Genomic DNA, 18,278 nt, shown 5'->3' on the forward strand with positions numbered 1-18,278 from the left:
GTGCCGCCTCAGCGGCACCGGCTCACGGCAACACCCCATCAATACCGAACCAACGGTCGAAAGCCTCGCGAGCCAAGGTTACAATCAGGTCTCGTTCGCCGTCGTGTATGGCTTGCACGGTACCTTCGCAGTACGTCAGATACTGCTCCTCACTGACCTCTCCCGCTTCTGCACGCTCCCGGTAGGCCTCTTCTGGCGCCCGGAAAGCGTCCACCAGCGCCGTGAAGCGGCGCTCGTAACGGTCTCGCACGTAACGCTCCCAAAACTCTCGTTCGGCCAGCGCTTGGGTCAGCCGCTCCGGGGTTTCCGCCCTTAGCACTTCAATCCTGGCGTTATTCAGGTCGGCCGGTGTCAGGCCGGCATAGGCCTCGAAATGCAGTGCAGCGGGTTGGGCCGGCAGCCGCAGCGAGCCGGCCAGCCGCACACGGTAGGTCAGATAGACTTCGATGTCGTCCACGTCACGCCCGGCAGCGCGAATCCCCTGGATACGCCGAGCGGCGATGTGGTCAAGTTCATCCAGGCGAAACAGCGAGCGGTTCAGGCGCATCAGCTCGACCTCGCTTTGCGCGATGGATAAGCCCGCAGTGTGTCGGTGAATCAACGCCCGCACTTCCATCTGGCTGAACAGCCACAATAACCGGTCCTCGCACGAAGCGGTGCCGCCGGACATGACAAACAGCTGCTCACGCAGCTCACTGTTCTGTTCACAAGCCTCGATGATGTTCCAGACCCGAGCCCGATAGAAGAGGGGCCGCTGCACAAAGTCAGGAGACCGAGATAAGTCGCGCAGGAAGTTGAAGAAAGGCCGGGATTCACGTTCCAATTGCAGGTTACGCCACTGCATCTCGCGCTCGCTGCGTTGTGCGCCGGAAGAGCCGACCAGCCATTGCTCACGCTCGTTCTCTTGCACCAGCTGATGCCGAAACGATGGGCTGTGCCTGACGTCTTGGTGGCGGCCACTGGCAGGGGCGGGCAATTGATGCAGATACTGCTCGCTCACTTCATCCAGCGGGTTGTCATGCAAGGCCATACGCCGTAGGCGCTGGCTTAGTCCATGCAAGTCCTGATTGACCTGGCGGATCTGGTTGTTGCGCAGGTCGGCGATACCCCGCAGCGGTAACTGCTGCAGGCGCGATGGGAATGCGCTGATGCCCGTTGAACGCAACCCCAACGGGCCAAGGTGAATCAGCCCGCGAATATCAGGAGCGAACCCGAGTGGATTGAAATTGAGCTCCAGCCGCTGCAGATTGACCAAGGCATTGATCCGACGGTTGCCAGCGACGTCCATAATGATCCGGTTGTGGTCCAGCCGCAGCCCTCTCAATTGGGCCAGGCGCTCGACACCTGGCGGTACGATGGCCAGATGATTTTCGCGCAGGTCGAGTTCGCGCAAGTTAGGAAAACGCGCGAGGAAATCAGGGTCGATTTCCGACAAGTCCATGTCGCGCAGGGTCAGCCGCGTCACATGCGGAAAACTCACCCCCTCCTCCAGCGTCGGCAGGCTGCCGACACGCTCCCCCGCAATATCAAGCGCATACGTGCCGTCGCTGCGCAGGCCTGTCTTGCAACGCCAGGCGCGGCGGATAATGTTGGCGACCCGACCACGCCGCATCAGGTCCAGTACACCGGCATGTTCCATACGCCACCGCCGCAAGACCTGGCGCAAGCTTGCCAGTTGGTCGCTGAGCTGGCTGTAGTGCTGCCATGGGTCGACCCCACGCCCGATCAGGTCCAGCAGGTAGCGTTGCAGTTGGCTGTCGTCGAGGGTCGGGAAAATTTGCCGCATCCCGCGTCTGCTGGCCTGCCCGCGGCTTTCGCCCCGGCCACTGAGCGGATAACCCAAGCGCCCATCCCCCCAGCGCACCGGCGGCCGTACAGCACCGCCTATTGGCGCCTGGCCAATCAGTTGCGCAGCCACATCACGATGGGTGCGGGCGTACTCGGCCAGCAAGTCGCTCAGTGCCTGGGCGTCTAGCGCGCTGCCTCCCAGGGCGATTTTTTGCCCTTCATTCAGGGTCAATGAAAGTGCCTTCAGCAGGCTGTCAGTTGGCGCAGCACCTGGCAGTGGCTCGCCTGTCGCCGCGTAAGCGGTGTATCCGGTCGGTACCCTGACAAGACAGAACCACTGATCAGCGCCCTCTGCGCCTGCCTGCGCCAATATCGCCCCCGTGCGGTCGTCTGCACGCACTTCGAGGGCATACGGCTCTAGCCAAGGCGCCAACTGCTCGATAAGGCCAACGGCCAGTTTTGCGGTATCGGCATTGGCCGCCGACGCCTGGCACAAGCCTGCGCAGGCACGGTCGAGGCGGCTGTCGCGCAAGAACCAGCGGGCGCGTTCAGCCAAGGCCAAGGGTACGCGATCACTGGCCAGCATCTGCTCGACCTGCTGGCTTTCGACGTGTTGGATGATCTCTTGTGCCCCGCGCTGCGATAGCCCTGGGAAGTCCCGGCGCAGCACGACACTGGCCAATTCCTCACTGTCTTGTGAGTTACTGACCAGAAACTCGAACGCCTCTCCTTGCACGGTGGGGAATTGCTCATGCAATCGGTAGCGCTCCAGTGCATCGAGCAACCGCGCCGGTGGCGGAGCGTTTTCCAGGTGCAGACGCCTTAGCTGTGCGTCATCAAAGCCGGTGCTGTCGAGCACCGTGCGCACCTCCTCCTCGCTGACGTCGGCCAGCTCAGCACTCAACCGGCGCATCAAGCGCGCCGGCTCCGCCCATTCTTCTGCACGCTCCAGCGCATGCCGCCAGCCGCCACTGCCGTTGTGCTCGAGCATTGGCTGAAAGGCCTCGCTGCGCTGAGGGTGACGGATGAACAGGTGCTCGCCATCCTTGTAACCCGCCAATTGAAAACTGGCTTCGTGCAACTTCAACTGCCACTGGTCATCCTCTGGGATCAGTTCGCCCACCGTCACGCCCTGCTCCTTTACCCGATAGGCATTGAGGTCGTGAGCGCAGAGCTTGACGTGACCGGCATCAGTACGAATCGGCGACAGGTCATCAACGAACGCGATGCGCTTGAGCACTTGCCCGGCCGCTGCCGTGCCAGCCCCAATCGCGGCGCCCAGCGCCACACTTTCAGCGACACCGAACACGTGCTCCAATGCGCCCTGGCGATCGCCCAGCTGCCAATCCTGGTACCCCTCATAGACCTCATCAGCGATCTGCACCGCAGCGACCGCGAGCATCAGTTCCCCCAACACCGGCACGAACAGCCCAGCCAGGTTCAGCAAGGTCAGCCCCGCCTGCTGGTAGCCCTGGAGCCGCTCGTCCCGTGCCTTCCTGTCCTCATCAGCCGTTGGGACCGCCAGCACACGGGCATCATCGAGCACCTTGTCGATGCGCGCAGCGCGCAGAAAGGCAAACAACGGTTGGGTGATGGCGAAGTTGCGGCCATCGAGCCTGAGGACTGAGCCCTCGGCACTCGACGACAGCAAATGCCTCAAGGCGCCAAAAAATGCGACCCGGTCACGCTCGGCGATAAACCGCGCCATGAACGCCGCATAGTGAGAATCGCGCAAGCGCAGCCCCATGGCCTGAAAGAATGCCCACCAAGATTCGAACACCTGCACAGGTTGCTGGGGGTCCCCCGGTATCCAGAGCAGGATCCCGCGCAAATAAGCCTGATCGCGGTCTTGAATCTCGATGGCCACCACTCCGTGCAGGCACTTGCCCAGCAAGTACACCTGGCGGGTACTCAACACCACGGGGTAGGCAGGCACAACGGCAGTCTTGGCAAAGATCGGCAGTGTCTGCAGGTAGATGTCATGGCTGATCTCGCCCTTGACGACCGCCAGGCGTACGGCAGCCTCCAACGAGGAGCGCAGAGCCTCCTCCAGCAATACCTCAACCTGGCGACGGGCCTGGCCGGGTTCGTCGCCTGGCCGATCCGCTGGCAGCAGATGCTCGCGCAACAGGGCCTGATAGCGCCCACCCAGGTCGAGCGTGCGGCACAGCTTGGCAAAGCGCTCGAATGACACCGAGAGTGTCACACCGGCCACATCGCGCAGCGCGACCTGGGTGAAAGGCCCTGGCTTGGTTTCCGCCTGGGTGAAGTTGTGCAGCGCGGTCGTCAACAGGGGCTGAGTCGAGATGCGGACAATGTTCGGCGATGGCGTTGGTGGCATGGGCGTTGCCAGAATGATCTGCACCACCTTGCGCAGCGTTGCCTTGCGTACATCGGTGGTGACTTTAAAACGCTGGCGCAGGGCTTCGTGCAGCAGCGCCTCGGCAAAATCATCCAGGGGTGGAATACGGCTGAACAACTGTCGGACACGCTCAGCGCTGTCCTGCTGCTGGCGCAGGGCACGGTGAAGCGCACGCTGCTGGTCGACCGTGGCCGCGGTGAGCCAAGCCGGTAAACGCTGGGAAATCAGGGCATCAATCGACGCGGGCGCTTCATTGGGAGAAAGGGTCATGGCAGTGCGGTCCGTAAAAGCCGTTAACAGACCACACGGCAAACCGTCACCTGCGGTAACTAAATCAAGGCTCCATTCATTCGGGTTTCCGAACAGCAAAAGCCAACCCATTCGGAATCACGGACAACACATGCTGTCGATTTACTGTCAAAAAAGATCGATACCCCGTAATTTCGGGGCGTTATGATCAAGAAGGAAGCTTGGCACGACTCATGCTCTACACTCTTTAGCCGAATGCACCCGCTTCATGTTGTATTCGTTGAACGAAAGAGTCCGCCAACGGCTCCATAAAAAAAACAAACATGTCGAGGAAAATTTGATGCGTATCGTTCGTCAATTGCTGGGCGCCGCTATCGCGGCTGCAGTCATCGCTTCGCCGGCCATGGCCGAGGAGCTGACCGGCACCCTGAAGAAGATCAAGGACTCGGGCACCATCACATTGGGCCACCGCGACTCCTCCATTCCATTTTCCTACCTGGCAGGCAAGCCGGAGCCCGTGGGCTACTCCCACGACATCCAGCTGGCCGTGGTCGAGGCCCTGAAAAAACAACTGGGCACCGACATCAAGGTCAAGTACAACCTCGTCACCTCCCAGACCCGCATCCCGCTTGTGCAAAACGGCACCGTCGACCTGGAGTGCGGCTCCACCACCAACAACGTCGAGCGCCAGCAGCAAGTCGGCTTCTCGGTTGGCATCTTCGAAGTCGGCACCCGCCTGCTGACCAAGGTCAAGGACGGTCAGCCTTCCTATAAAGACTTCCCGGACCTGGCTGGCAAGAACGTGGTGACCACCGCCGGCACCACCTCCGAACGCATCCTCAAGGCAATGAACGCCGACAAGCAAATGAAGATGAACGTGATTTCCGCCAAGGACCACGGTGAAGCCTTCAACATGCTGGAAAGCGGCCGCGCCGTGGCTTTCATGATGGACGACGCCCTGCTGGCCGGTGAAATGGCCAAGGCTCGCAAACCGTCCGACTGGGTTATCACCGGTACACCTCAGTCGTACGAAATCTACGGCTGCATGGTGCGCAAGGAAGACGCTGCGTTCAAGAAAGCGGTCGACGAGGCCATCGTGGCTTACTTCAAGTCGGGCGAAGTCAACAAGAGCTACGACAAGTGGTTCATGCAGCCAATCCCGCCAAAGGGCCTGAACCTGCAGTTCCAGATGAGCGACGAGCTTAAAAAACTGATCGCCGAGCCGACCGACAAAGCGGCGGACGAGAAGAAGTCCTGATCCTCAGATAGTGGCCTGGTGCGCATGCGCACGAATCAATTCTGCAGGCCACTCATTAGTGTCTAACCTTTCATCCGAGGGCGCCAAGCGCCCCCGGATGCTCGAAGGTGCCCGTGAAACAACCGTCTGAGGGGAAATCCCGATGAATTACAACTGGGACTGGGGCGTGTTCTTCAAGTCCACCGGCGTGGGCAGCGAAACCTATCTGGACTGGTACATCACCGGCCTGGGCTGGACCATCGCCATCGCCATCACTGCCTGGATCATCGCGCTGCTGCTGGGGTCTGTCCTTGGCGTCATGCGTACCGTGCCGAACCGCCTGGTATCGGGCATCGCCACTGTCTATGTGGAGCTGTTCCGCAACGTGCCGCTGCTGGTGCAGCTGTTCATCTGGTACTTCCTGGTACCGGACCTGCTACCCGAAGGCCTGCAGGAATGGTTCAAGCAGGACCTCAACCCGACCACTTCGGCGCTGATCAGCGTGGTGGTGTGCCTGGGCCTGTTCACTGCGGCCCGTGTCTGCGAACAAGTGCGCACCGGCATCCAGGCGCTGCCCCGCGGCCAGGAATCCGCAGCCCGCGCCATGGGCTTCAGCCTGCCGCAGATCTACACCAACGTGCTGCTGCCGCAAGCCTACCGGATCATCATTCCGCCGCTCACGTCCGAGTTCCTCAACGTGTTCAAGAACTCCTCGGTGGCCTCGCTGATCGGCCTGATGGAGCTGCTGGCACAAACCAAGCAGACCGCAGAGTTCTCCGCCAACCTGTTCGAGGCGTTCACCCTGGCCACGCTGATTTACTTCACCCTGAACATGGGCCTGATGCTGCTCATGCGCCTGGTCGAGAAGAAAGTCGCAGTACCTGGCCTGATTTCTGTGGGGGGCAAGTAAATGGACATGGATTTCAGCGAAATCATCCCGGCCCTGCCTGCCCTCTGGGAAGGCATGATCATGACCTTGCAACTGATGGTCATGGGCGTGGTCGGCGGTATCGCACTCGGCACCCTCCTGGCGCTGATGCGCCTGTCGTCGAGCAAACTGCTGTCGCGGCTGGCGGGCGCTTACGTCAACTACTTCCGCTCGATCCCACTGCTGCTGGTGATCACCTGGTTCTACCTGGCGGTGCCGTTCGTGCTGCGTTGGATCACCGGCGAAGACACCCCCGTCGGTGCGTTTACCTCCTGCGTGGTCGCGTTCATGATGTTCGAGGCCGCCTACTTCTGCGAAATCGTCCGTGCCGGTGTGCAGTCGATCTCCAAGGGCCAGATGGGCGCCGCGCAAGCGCTGGGCATGAACTACGCCCAGACCATGCGCCTGATCATCCTGCCCCAGGCCTTCCGCAAGATGACCCCTTTGCTGCTGCAGCAAAGTATCATCCTGTTCCAGGACACCTCGCTGGTGTACACCGTGGGCCTGGTCGACTTCCTCAACTCGGCACGCTCCAACGGCGACATCATCGGGCGCTCGCATGAGTTCCTGATCTTCGCCGGGGTCGTCTACTTCCTCATCAGCTTCTCCGCTTCGTGGCTGGTCAAGCGCCTGCAAAAAAGGATCACCGTATGATTTCCATCAAGAACGTCAACAAGTGGTACGGCGACTTCCAGGTACTGACCGACTGCAGCACCGACGTCAAGAAGGGTGAAGTGGTAGTAGTGTGCGGGCCGTCGGGCTCGGGCAAGTCCACCCTGATCAAGTGCGTCAACGCGCTGGAGCCGTTCCAGAAGGGCGACATCGTGGTCGATGGCACCTCGATTGCCGACCCGAAGACCAACCTGCCGAAACTGCGCTCGCGGGTGGGCATGGTGTTCCAGCACTTCGAACTGTTCCCGCACCTGACCATCACCGAAAACCTGACCATCGCCCAGCGCAAGGTGCTCGGCCGCAGCGAGGCAGAAGCCTCCAAAAAAGGCCTGGCCCTGCTCGATCGCGTCGGCCTCAGCGCGCATGCCAAGAAACACCCCGGCCAGCTTTCCGGCGGCCAGCAGCAACGGGTGGCGATCGCCCGCGCCCTGGCCATGGACCCAATCGTCATGCTGTTCGACGAACCCACCTCGGCACTGGACCCTGAAATGGTCAGTGAAGTGCTCGATGTGATGGTTCAGCTGGCCAACGAGGGCATGACCATGATGTGCGTGACCCACGAGATGGGCTTTGCCCGCAAGGTCGCCAACCGGGTCATCTTCATGGACAAAGGCAGCATCATCGAAGACTGCACCAAAGAAGAGTTCTTCGGCGACCAGAACGCCCGCGACCAACGCACCCAGCACTTCCTCAGCAAGATCCTGCAACACTAAGCCGGCCTCAGCCTCCGCTGCCCGCCCCCATCGGGCAGCGGACGCTGGTCGTGACAAGGCCACTGTGATGAAATGCGATCCTTCGCTTCTTCTCCCTGCCAGACCTGCCGTGAATTCCCGCCTGATTCGTCAATTGCTGTTACCCCCCCTGATCATCCTGCTGATGGTCGGCCTCGGCATGGCCGGTTACCTGGTCAGCGAGAGCAATGGCATCCGCAGCCTGAGCGAAAACGGCGAGCGTCAGCTGGAGCTGCACGCGCGCACGGTAGAGAGCGAGATCAGCAAATACACCTACCTGCCTAGCCTGCTGGAGCTTGAAGACAGCGTCTCGCACCTGCTCACCGAGCCCGATGGCGGCTCCCGCCAGGCGGTCAACGAATACCTCGAAGGCCTGAACCGGCGCAGCCGCAGCCGGGCAATCTTCGTGCTCGACACCAACGGCCGGGTGCAGGCCACCAGCAACTGGCGCGATGCCGATTCGTTTCTGGGTGAAGACCTGTCGTTCCGGGCCTACTTCCAGACTGCCGTGCGCGGCGAACCCGGGCGCTTCTATGGCATCGGCAGCACCACCGGCGAGGCCGGCTACTACCTGGCCCATGGCCTGGAAGAACACGGCAAGATCATAGGCGTTGCGGTGATCAAGGTACGCCTGGACACCCTCGAAGAACGTTGGCAGCGTGCCCGCCTGGAAGCGTTCGTCAGCGATGAGAACGGCATCATCATTCTGTCCAGTGACCCGGCACGGCGCTTGAAGTCGGTGCGCCCGCTGACCCCGCAAATCAAGGAGCGCCTGGCGCGCAGCCTGCAGTATTACTGGTGGCCGTTGAACGAGCTGCAACCTCTGGCGCGGGAAACCCTCGCCGATGGTGTTGAAAAGCTGACCTTCCCGGCCAACAGCGAAACAGCACAAGGCAAGGCCCATGAAGTGGCCTACCTGGCCCAGACCCGTCGCCTGGTCGACACCCCGTGGCATTTCACCCTGCTGACCCCACTGCAAGACCTGCGCCGAGAATCGATGGTGCAAGGCATCCTGGTCGGGGTGGCATTCGCCCTGCTGGCCATCCTGGGCATCGCCTGGAACGAACGCCGCAAAGTCATCGCCACCCGCTTGGCTGCCCGTGAGGCGCTGCAGGAAGCCAACAGCCAACTCGAACGCCGCATCACCGAACGCACCGCCGACTTGCGCGCCAGCAACGAGCGGCTGAAGGGGCAGATCCGCGAGCGCCGACATGCTGAGCAAACCCTGCGCCATGCCCAGGATGAGCTGGTGCAGGCGGGCAAGCTGGCTGCCATCGGGCAGATGTCGACCAGCATCGCCCATGAACTCAACCAGCCCTTGGCCGCGTTGCGCACGTTGTCCGGCAACACCGTACGCTTCCTCGAACGCGGCGCGCTGGAAACGGCCAGCACCAACCTGCGTACCATGAATGACCTGATCGACCGCATGGGCCGAATCACCGCCAGCCTGCGTTCATTCGCCCGCCGTGGCGACGACGGTGGCCAGGCATCGCTGGCCAAGGCAGTGGACGCCACCCTGCAGGTACTGGCCAACCGCGTCAGTGGCTGCCACTTGCAATTGCACAACCAGTTCGAAGACCATCAACTGGCCATCGACCAGACCCGCCTGGAGCAGATCCTGGTCAACCTGATCGGCAACGCCATCGACGCCATGGCGACACAGCCCCTGCCAGAGCTGTGGCTCGAAGGCGAACTGCAGGGTGACAAGTATCGCCTGCGGGTCCGTGACAACGGCCATGGCATTGACGCCGAGGCACGCAAGCATCTGTTCGAACCCTTCTTCACCACCAAACCGGGCGAACATGGCCTGGGCCTGGGGCTGACCTTGTCGGCGAGCCTTGCCGCCGCCGCCAAAGGCAGCCTGAACGTCGAGCATCCTGTCAGTGGCGGCACGGCCTTTGTGCTTGTCCTGCCCCTGGTATCCCCCCCTAGCGAACCGGCAGAGCACCCATGAACCAAGCGCCTCTCACCGTCCTGATTGTCGAAGACGACCCGCATGTGCTGCTCGGCTGCCAGCAGGCATTGGCCCTGGAAGACATCGCCTGCGAAGGAGTCGGCAGCGCCGAACAGGCCCTGGAACGCATCGGCGACGACTTTGCCGGCATCGTCGTCAGCGACATTCGCTTGCCGGGCATTGATGGCCTTGAGCTGCTCAACCGCCTCAAGGCCCGCGACCGCAGCCTGCCGGTGGTGCTGATCACCGGCCACGGCGATATCGACATGGCGGTCGGCGCCATGCGCAACGGCGCCTACGATTTCATGGAAAAGCCCTTCTCCCCCGAGCGCCTGGTCGACGTGGTGCGCCGCGCCCTCGAACAGCGCGGCCTGTCCCGCGAGGTAGTTGCCTTGCGCCGCCAGTTGGCCGAACAGAGCAGCCTGGAGGGCCGCATCATTGGCCGCTCGCCGGCCATGGAGCACCTGCGTGAACTGATCGCCAACGTCGCCGACACCTCGGCCAACGTGCTGATCGAAGGCGAGACCGGCACCGGCAAAGAACTGGTCGCCCGCTGCCTGCATGATTTCAGCCGCCGCCAGGGCCAACCTTTCGTGGCGCTGAACTGCGGCGGCCTGCCCGAAAACCTCTTCGAGAGCGAAATTTTCGGCCACGAAGCCAACGCCTTTACCGGCGCAGGTAAACGCCGAATCGGCAAGATCGAACACGCCAATGGCGGCACGCTGTTCCTCGACGAGGTCGAGAGCATGCCGATCAACCTGCAGATCAAGCTGCTGCGGGTGTTGCAGGAGCGCACACTGGAGCGGCTGGGCTCGAATCAGAGCATCGCGGTGGATTGCCGGGTGATCGCCGCGACCAAGTCCGACCTCGATGCCATGGGGCAGAACGGGCAGTTTCGCAGTGACCTGTACTACCGGCTGAACGTGGTGACGCTTGAGCTCCCCCCCCTGCGTGAGCGCCGCGAAGACATCCTGCAGTTGTTCGAACACTTCCTGCAGCAATCGGCCCTGCGCTTCGACCGTGAAGCACCGACACTGGACAGCCAGACCTTGTCGCGGTTGATGGCCCATGACTGGCCGGGCAACGTGCGAGAACTGCGCAACGTTGCCGAGCGTCATGCCTTGGGCTTACCGGCCTTCAAGAAAGGCCCGAGTGGCGGCGCCAGCCAGGGCCTGGGCTTTTCCGAGGCGGTGGAGGCCTTTGAACGCAACCTGCTCAGCGATGCCTTGCAACGCACCGGCGGCAACCTCAGCCAGGCCAGCCAGGAGCTGGGCATGGCCAAGACCACGCTGTTCGACAAAGTGAAAAAGTACGGGCTGGGCTGAAAATCGGCGGCGCCTGCTTCGCGGGCAATGCAAATCTCACAGCCCCGCAATATGCGTCACATCCTGCCGATGTGATTGCAGGTAAGGCAGCACCGCCCCCAGCAACGGCGCCTTGAACGGCTCCTGAAAGCGGTGCGCCAGCCCCGGTATCAAGCGCAGCTGACTGCCCTGGATATGCGCCGCCAAGTGCACCCCATGCATCACCGGCAACAATGGGTCGGCCGTGCCATGCACCACCAGCGTCGGCACGCGCAGCTGGTTGAGCAACGCCACCCGGCTCGGTTCGGCCAGGATCGCCATGATCTGGCGCTTGGCGCCATCCGGGTTGAATGCCCGGTCATAGGCCACCGCTGCCTGCTGCAACAAGGCGGCCCGATCATCACGCACCTGTGGGCTGCCCAGTGCCGCCAGCAAGTCAGCCTGCTGCTCGATCGCTACCTCACGGCTGGGCGCACTGCGCCGGGCCAACAGCTGCACCAGAGCAGGGTCCGGCGCCGGCAGCCCTGCGGCGCCTGAGCTGGACATCACCAGCGTCAGGCTACGGACCCGCTCCGGCGCCATTGCCGCCAGGTGCTGGGCAATCATCCCGCCCATGCTGACACCCAGCACATGAAACTGGCGTACGCCCAATGAATCCATCAACCGCAACCCATCCCCCGCCATGTCGGTGAGCGTATAGGGGGCGGAAACCGGCAGGCCGAGCTTGTAGCGCAGCAGCTCGACCGTCAGGTTGGCCGAGGGTGGCAGTTGGTTCCAGCGCGACAGGCCGACATCGCGGTTGTCGTAGCGTATCACCCGAAAACCCTGGCGGCACAAAGCCTCGACCACGTCGTCCGGCCAATGGATCAGTTGCCCGCCCAGGCCCATGACCAGCAGCAATGCAGGGTCTCGCGGCGCACCGACGCTTTGGTAAACCAGGCTCAAATCACCCAGTTCAGCCCGTTGTACCGCTACCTGCGTGTCACAGCGCTGGTCGGCGAAACTCGCCGGCACGCTGAAAAGGAAGAAGAGAAACAGCAGCAAAGCCCGCATGAAAGAAACACCAGAATGCAGATCCCCAGTAGAGCGCGAGTGTGATGAATTTCTGTCGGGCGCGCTGCCACAGTTCAGTGACAGTTTGATGACCCCCGCTGAGTGGTGTGGCCAACGGTCCAGTCGACAGCCTGGGAAACATGAGAGAAACTCAACTCAATTGTTTCCCTTTGGCATTCAACCCTCGGAGTCAGCAGTGCTGGAGATCCGCCACCTGAAAACCCTTCATGCCCTGCGCGAGGCCGACAGCCTGGTAGAGGCCGCCGAACGCCTGCACCTGACACAGTCGGCGCTGTCGCACCAGTTCAAAGAGCTGGAAGAGCGCCTGGGCTTGCCGCTGTTCGTGCGCAAGAGCAAACCGATCCGCTTCACCAGCGCCGGCCTGCGCTTGCTGCAACTGGCAGATGCCACCCTGCCGCTGCTGCGCGGCGCCGAGCGTGACATCGCGCGCTTGGCCGGTGGCACCGCCGGGCGCTTGCACATGGCCATCGAATGCCACAGCTGCTTCCAATGGCTGATGCCGACCATCGACCAGTTCCGCGATGCCTGGCCGGAAGTCGAACTGGACCTGGCCTCGGGTTTCGCCTTCGCTCCCCTGCCCGCGCTGGCCCGTGGCGACCTGGACCTGGTGGTCACCTCCGACCCGCTGGACCTGGCCGGTATCACCTATGTGCCGCTGTTCACCTATGAAGCCATGCTCGCCGTGGCCAACCAGCACCCGCTGGCCAGCAAGCCTTACATGGTGCCGCAAGACCTGCTCGACCAGACCCTGATCACCTACCCGGTGGAACGCGATCGCCTGGATATCTTCACCCGCTTCCTGGAGCCGGCCGACATCGAGCCAGCCGCCGTGCGTACCTCGGAGCTGACGGTGATGATGATGCAATTGGTCGCCAGCGGCCGTGGCGTGTGCGGCATGCCGCACTGGGCACTGCACGAGTACAGCTCGCGGGGCTACGTGAAAGGCAAGCGCCTGGGCGAAAAGGGCCTGTTCGCCACGCTTTATGCGGCGGTGCGCACCGACATGCTCGATGCGCCGTACATGCGCGATTTCTTGCTGACCGCCAAGGACACCTCGTTTGCCACCCTCGATGGGGTCAGCGCGGTACGCTGACGGCCTGGCGGTACAACGGTAGGATCAGGTCGCGGGTCAGCGGCGCCAACTCAAGCGCAGGCGCCTGGTCCGCCGCCAGCCACACCACTTCTTCGATTTCCGCTGCCGGGGTCACGGCCTCGGCGCTGTCGACGCGAAACAGTTCGGCTTGCACCAGGTAGCCTGGCTCGTTGGCAGCCGGCGCGCTGAACTGGCCGACGTGGACGGCCTGGGCGGGGTCGATGCGCAGGCCCAGTTCCTCATGCAGCTCACGCACCAGCGCCTCTACCGGCGACTCGCCCGCATCGATCTTGCCGCCGGGCTGCATGAAGGCCACGGTACCGCGCTTGCGCACCAGCAGGGTGCGGCCCTGGGGGTCGATCAGCAGGGCGGCGGCGATGCGAAGGGTGTTGGGCATGGGATGGGCTCGCTGGAAAAGCCTGAGAGGATCCCATGGGGCTCATCGCCTGACAAGGACAGTGCAACTCGCACTCACAGACGAACGGCCCCTTGCCAACCCGCCGCCCACCCGCCATAACCAACACATGAACCTGCCCGCCCAACAGCACCCGGTGCTGGAGCTGTTCCACCCCGCCGTCGGCACTTGGTTCCGTCGCCATTTCGCCACGGTCACCGACGCCCAGGCGCGTGCCTGGCCATTGATTCACGCCGGCCGGTCGATGCTGCTGGCCGCACCGACCGGCTCCGGCAAAACCTTGAGCGCCTTTCTGGCCGTGCTCGACGAACTGTTCTGCCAAGGCCTCGAACACGGCGGCGAACTGCCCGCGTGCACCCAGGTGGTGTATGTCTCGCCGCTCAAGGCGCTGTCCAACGATATTCGCCTGAACCTGCAAGCACCGCTCGAAGGCATCAGCCAGGCGCTGGAAGACCAGGGCCTCAAACCGCCCCGCATCAGCACCGCAGTGCGCACCGGCGATACACCGCAAAAAGAACGTGCAGCCATGCGCAAGCTGGCCCCGCATATCCTGGTGACCACGCCGGAATCACTCTATGTGCTGATGGGCTCGGCCTCGGGCCGCGCGGGCCTGGCCAGCGTGCACACAGTGATCGTCGATGAGATCCATGCCCTGGCCGGCAACAAACGGGGGGCGCACTTGGCACTGACCCTCGAACGCCTGCAGGCGTTGACCGGGCGGCCGTTACGTCGCATTGGCCTGTCGGCCACCCAGCGGCCGGTAGAGCGCGTGGCGCAATTTCTGGTCGGCCATCAGCGCCCTTGCGCGATCGTCGACATCGGCCACGCCCGCCAGCGCGACCTGGTCCTCGAGGTGCCGCCCGTGCCCTTAGGCGCAGTCATGGCCACGGACGTGTGGAACCTGGTCTACGACCGACTGGCAACCCTCGCCCGCGAGCACCGCACCACGCTGGTATTCGTCAACACCCGGCGCCTGGCGGAACGCCTGACCCGCCACCTCAGCGACCGCCTGGGCAAAGACGCGGTGGCCGCGCACCACGGCAGCCTGGCCAAGGAACTGCGCCTAGACGCGGAACAGCGCCTCAAAACCAGCCAGTTGCAGGTGCTGGTGGCCACCGCGTCGCTGGAGTTGGGCATCGACATCGGCGATGTCGACCTGGTCTGCCAGATCGCCTCACCCGGCTCGATCGCGGCTTTCTTGCAACGTGTCGGGCGCTCCGGGCACCAGGTCGAGGGCATCCCCAAAGGGCGCCTGTTCCCCACTTCACGCGACGACTTGATCGAATGCATCGCCCTGCTGGACTGCGTGCGCTGCGGGGAGCTCGACCAACTGCACATTCCCACTGCGCCCCTCGACGTGCTGGCCCAGCAGATTGTCGCCGAAACCAGTAATCAGACGTGGCAGGAACAAGCGCTGTTCGACTGCCTGCGCCAGGCAACGCCCTACGCCGAACTCGATGTAACGCACTACCAGGCGCTGCTGCGCATGCTCGCCGAAGGCTATAACGGCCGCCAGGGCATCCGTAGCGCCTACCTGCACCGCGACGCGGTCAGCGGAACCTTGCGCGGCCGCCGCGGCAGCCAACTGACTGCGCTGACCAGTGGCGGCACTATCCCTGAAACCGCCGACTATGCCGTGCTGCTCGAACCGCAGGCGCTGAACATTGGCAGCGTCAATGAAGACTTCGCTGTGGAAAGCATTGCCGGCGATATTTTCCAGTTGGGCAACGCCTCCTACCGGATCTTGCGCGTCGAATCGGGCCGGGTGCGGGTGGAGGATGCCCATGGGCTGCCGCCGACCATCCCCTTCTGGCTAGGTGAAGCGCCGGGGCGCAGTGATGAATTGTCCGCCGCGGTCGCTCGGCTGCAGGCACGCATTGATGAGCGACTGGGGTTGCCCGGCGCCGACAGTACCGCCGTGCTGGCCTGGCTGCAGCGCACCTTCGAGCTGGGCGAAGACAGCGCCAGCCAGTTGCTCGATTACCTGGGGCGCACCCGCGACGTGCTGGGCGCCCTGCCCTCGCAGCAGACGCTGATCATGGAGCGCTTCTTCGATGAGTCCGGCGGTACCCAGCTGATCATCCACTCGCCCTACGGCAGCCGCATCAACCGTGCCTGGGGCCTGGCCCTGCGCAAGCGCTTTTGCCGTACCTTCAATTTTGAACTGCAGGCGGCGGCCAGCGAAGATGCCATCGTCCTGTCCCTGTCCACCAGCCACAGTTTTACGCTGGACGAGGTGTGGCGCTACCTGTCCAGCCGCAGCGCCGAACAGCTCCTCATCCAGGCCCTGCTCGATGCGCCATTGTTCGGCGTGCGCTGGCGCTGGAACGCTGCCGTGGCCATGGCCTTGCCGCGCTTCGTCGGTGGACGCAAGGTGGCCCCGCAGCTCCAGCGGATGAAAAGCGAGGACCTGATTGCGTCGGTGTTCCCCGACCAGATCGCCTGCCTGGAAAACATCGCCGGCGAACGGCAGATTCCTGATCATCCGCTGGTCGAGCAGACCCTCGACGACTGCCTGCACGAAGCCATGGACAGCGAAGGCTGGCTGGCCTTGCTGCGCCGCATCGAAGGCGGTGAGGTGCGCTTGCTCAGCCGTGACCTGCCGGCCCCGTCGCCACTGGCCTCGGCCATCCTCAACGCCAGGCCCTACGCCTTTCTTGACGATGCGCCCCTGGAAGAGCGACGCACCCAGGCCGTGCTCAACCGGCGCTGGAACGAACTGCACAACGCGGATGACCTCGGCGCGCTGGACACCGATGCCATTGCCGCCGTAGAGAGCGAGGCCTGGCCGCAAGCGGCTAACGCCGACGAGATGCACGAAGCGTTGATGAGCCTGGGGGCCATCACTGCCCATGAAGTGCAGGCCAACGCCCCTTGGGATTTACTGCTTCGGCAACTGGCCAAAGCGGGGCGCGCCTTGCGCCTGCCGGATCAACAGCTGTGGCTGGCGCGTGAACGCCTGAGCCTGCTGCAACGCGTGTATCCAGGTTCAGCCACTGAACCTGCGCTGAACGTGCTGCCAGGCTTCGAGCAGGCCATCGAGGCGGACAATGCGCTAAGCGAACTGCTGCGTGCTCGCCTGAGTGGCCACGGCCCGCAAACCGTGACGCAGATCGCTACCCCTCTAGGCAAGCCGCAGCCAGACATCGAACAGGCCCTGGCCCGCCTGGAAGCCGAAGGCTACGTGTTGCGTGGCTATTTCAGGCCTGCGCAACAACAGCTGCAGTGGTGCGAACGGCACTTGCTGGCGCGCATCCACCGCTACACGGTCAAACGCCTGCGCCGGGAGATCGAACCGGTCAGCCTGCAAGACTTCATGCGTTTTCTGTTCGACTGGCAGCACCTGGCCGCAGACGAGCGCCTGCGCGGGCCACAGGCCGTGGCTGAAGTGCTGGCACAGTTGCAGGGCTTCCCCGCTGCGGCCGGCGCCTGGGAGGCGGAGCTGCTGCCGGCACGCATCCAGGACTACAGCCCGCACTGGCTCGACGACACCTGCCGCAGCGGGCAGTTTGCCTGGAGCCGGCTGGCAACCACGGTGGCCAGCACGACCTTGGCCAGTACACCGCTGGTGCTGCTGCCGCGCGAACACCTGGGCCTCTGGCGCAGCCTGGCGCCCGTACCGGCAGTAGACGAACTCGGCCCGCGGGCGCAACGCGTGCATGACGTGTTGCAGGCGCATGGGGCGTTGTTCTTCGATGAACTGACGCAGGAAGCCCACCTGCTGCCCAGCGAACTGGAAACCGCATTGCAGGCACTGGTGGGCTTCGGCCTGGTGGGCGCCGACAGCTTCACCGGGCTGCGTAGCCTGATCACGCCAGCGGCAAAACGCACCTCGCGCAACAGCAGGCGTGGCCATGCCCCTCTTTCCACCAGCATGGCCCACGCCGGCCGCTGGGCGCTGTTGCGCAGGGGCACTGCTGCAATAGACGACAGCCAGCGTCTGGAGCACATCGCCCGCGCCCTGTTGCGCCGCTATGGGGTGATCTGCTGGCGGCTGCTGGAGCGGGAAAGTGATGTATTGCCGCCCTGGCGCGAATTGCTGCGTTGCTATCACCGCCTGGAGGCCCGCGGCGAAATCCGGGGTGGGCGCTTCATTGCTGGGCTAGCCGGTGAGCAGTTCGCCTTGCCAGAGGCTGTGGGCCTGTTGCGGCAAGTGCGCCGGCGTGAGCCGGAGGGCGCACTGGTGATGGTCAGCGCCAGCGACCCGCTCAATGTGGTCGGGTCATTGCTGCCGGGGGCGAAACTACCCGCGGTGAGCGGTAACCGCTTGCTGTACCGCGATGGCGTGCCGGTGGCGGTGCGAGTCGCCGGGCGTTACCAGTTCCTCATTGAGGCCTCGGTGGAGGAACAGCATACCTGGCGTCACAGGTTGTTGAGCGATGCACGCTGAAGCGAATGATTTTCGATACCCCGATTTTCATTTTCAGCATCGCCCAACCGGGCTATGGTCGGGGTTTGCCCCAGGCCCTGA

The 18,278-nt window shown here is 63.4% G+C and carries 11 protein-coding genes; 8 read left to right on the plus strand and 3 right to left on the minus strand.

The window, feature by feature from the left end; all coding sequences use genetic code 11:
- Positions 1–22: 22 nt before the first annotated feature.
- Positions 23–4,420, minus strand: coding sequence for an NEL-type E3 ubiquitin ligase domain-containing protein (locus tag LOY53_RS21180; protein ID WP_258703263.1), 4,398 nt, complete (start codon positions 4,418–4,420; stop codon positions 23–25).
- A gap of 319 nt (positions 4,421–4,739) precedes the next feature.
- Here LOY53_RS21180 and LOY53_RS21185 point away from each other — a divergent pair, with 319 nt between their 5' ends.
- The 6 genes from LOY53_RS21185 to LOY53_RS21210 all read left to right on the plus strand — a co-directional run bounded on the left by LOY53_RS21185 (position 4,740) and on the right by LOY53_RS21210 (position 11,246).
- The gene (locus LOY53_RS21185) at positions 4,740–5,657 is read left to right on the plus strand and encodes a glutamate/aspartate ABC transporter substrate-binding protein (protein WP_252825647.1); all 918 of its coding nucleotides are present in this window, start codon (positions 4,740–4,742) and stop codon (positions 5,655–5,657) included.
- A 142-nt stretch (positions 5,658–5,799) separates the two neighbouring features.
- The gene (locus LOY53_RS21190) at positions 5,800–6,546 is read left to right on the plus strand and encodes an amino acid ABC transporter permease (protein WP_027594180.1); all 747 of its coding nucleotides are present in this window, start codon (positions 5,800–5,802) and stop codon (positions 6,544–6,546) included.
- On the plus strand, positions 6,547–7,218 hold the full coding sequence (locus LOY53_RS21195) for an amino acid ABC transporter permease (RefSeq protein ID WP_252825648.1): 672 nt from the start codon (positions 6,547–6,549) through the stop codon (positions 7,216–7,218).
- On the plus strand, positions 7,215–7,949 hold the full coding sequence (locus LOY53_RS21200; protein ID WP_027594178.1) for an amino acid ABC transporter ATP-binding protein: 735 nt from the start codon (positions 7,215–7,217) through the stop codon (positions 7,947–7,949). Before LOY53_RS21195 ends, LOY53_RS21200 begins: the two co-directional genes overlap by 4 nt.
- 67 nt (positions 7,950–8,016) lie before the next feature.
- Positions 8,017–9,921 (plus strand): ATP-binding protein, encoded by a 1,905-nt coding sequence (locus tag LOY53_RS21205; protein ID WP_186677485.1) that lies wholly within the window; start codon positions 8,017–8,019, stop codon positions 9,919–9,921.
- Positions 9,918–11,246: a sigma-54 dependent transcriptional regulator gene (locus LOY53_RS21210; protein WP_085273564.1), complete on the plus strand. Its 1,329-nt coding sequence runs from the start codon at positions 9,918–9,920 to the stop codon at positions 11,244–11,246. Before LOY53_RS21205 ends, LOY53_RS21210 begins: the two co-directional genes overlap by 4 nt.
- Before the next feature lie 36 nt (positions 11,247–11,282).
- On the opposite strand, the gene LOY53_RS21215 is transcribed toward LOY53_RS21210, so the two are convergent.
- Positions 11,283–12,278 (minus strand): alpha/beta fold hydrolase, encoded by a 996-nt coding sequence (locus tag LOY53_RS21215; protein ID WP_252825649.1) that lies wholly within the window; start codon positions 12,276–12,278, stop codon positions 11,283–11,285.
- 196 nt (positions 12,279–12,474) lie between these two features.
- On the opposite strand from LOY53_RS21215, the gene metR reads away from it, so the two are divergent.
- Positions 12,475–13,392: a transcriptional regulator MetR gene (metR, locus tag LOY53_RS21220; RefSeq protein ID WP_027594174.1), complete on the plus strand. Its 918-nt coding sequence runs from the start codon at positions 12,475–12,477 to the stop codon at positions 13,390–13,392.
- Here metR and LOY53_RS21225 read toward each other — a convergent pair.
- On the minus strand, positions 13,376–13,789 hold the full coding sequence (locus LOY53_RS21225; protein WP_252825650.1) for an NUDIX domain-containing protein: 414 nt from the start codon (positions 13,787–13,789) through the stop codon (positions 13,376–13,378). The two genes, metR and LOY53_RS21225, sit on opposite strands and share 17 nt — an antisense overlap.
- A 127-nt stretch (positions 13,790–13,916) precedes the next feature.
- On the opposite strand from LOY53_RS21225, the gene LOY53_RS21230 reads away from it, so the two are divergent.
- On the plus strand, positions 13,917–18,197 hold the full coding sequence (locus LOY53_RS21230) for a DEAD/DEAH box helicase (protein WP_258703264.1): 4,281 nt from the start codon (positions 13,917–13,919) through the stop codon (positions 18,195–18,197).
- The last annotated feature ends 81 nt before the right edge of the window (positions 18,198–18,278 follow it).

Origin of the sequence: Pseudomonas sp. B21-031 (genome assembly GCF_024748985.1) — a bacterium.
In the GTDB taxonomy this organism is placed as follows: Bacteria; Pseudomonadota; Gammaproteobacteria; order Pseudomonadales; family Pseudomonadaceae; genus Aquipseudomonas; species Aquipseudomonas kermanshahensis.

Coding starts and splice junctions, on each gene's coding strand:
- LOY53_RS21180 (WP_258703263.1), bottom strand. CDS start 4,420: ATGACCCTTTCTCCCAATGAAGCGCCCGCGTCGATTGATGCCCTGATT.
- LOY53_RS21225 (WP_252825650.1), bottom strand. CDS start 13,789: ATGCCCAACACCCTTCGCATCGCCGCCGCCCTGCTGATCGACCCCCAG.
- LOY53_RS21195 (WP_252825648.1), top strand. CDS start 6,547: ATGGACATGGATTTCAGCGAAATCATCCCGGCCCTGCCTGCCCTCTGG.
- LOY53_RS21200 (WP_027594178.1), top strand. CDS start 7,215: ATGATTTCCATCAAGAACGTCAACAAGTGGTACGGCGACTTCCAGGTA.
- LOY53_RS21185 (WP_252825647.1), top strand. CDS start 4,740: ATGCGTATCGTTCGTCAATTGCTGGGCGCCGCTATCGCGGCTGCAGTC.
- LOY53_RS21230 (WP_258703264.1), top strand. CDS start 13,917: ATGAACCTGCCCGCCCAACAGCACCCGGTGCTGGAGCTGTTCCACCCC.
- LOY53_RS21210 (WP_085273564.1), top strand. CDS start 9,918: ATGAACCAAGCGCCTCTCACCGTCCTGATTGTCGAAGACGACCCGCAT.
- LOY53_RS21205 (WP_186677485.1), top strand. CDS start 8,017: ATGAAATGCGATCCTTCGCTTCTTCTCCCTGCCAGACCTGCCGTGAAT.
- LOY53_RS21215 (WP_252825649.1), bottom strand. CDS start 12,278: ATGCGGGCTTTGCTGCTGTTTCTCTTCTTCCTTTTCAGCGTGCCGGCG.
- LOY53_RS21190 (WP_027594180.1), top strand. CDS start 5,800: ATGAATTACAACTGGGACTGGGGCGTGTTCTTCAAGTCCACCGGCGTG.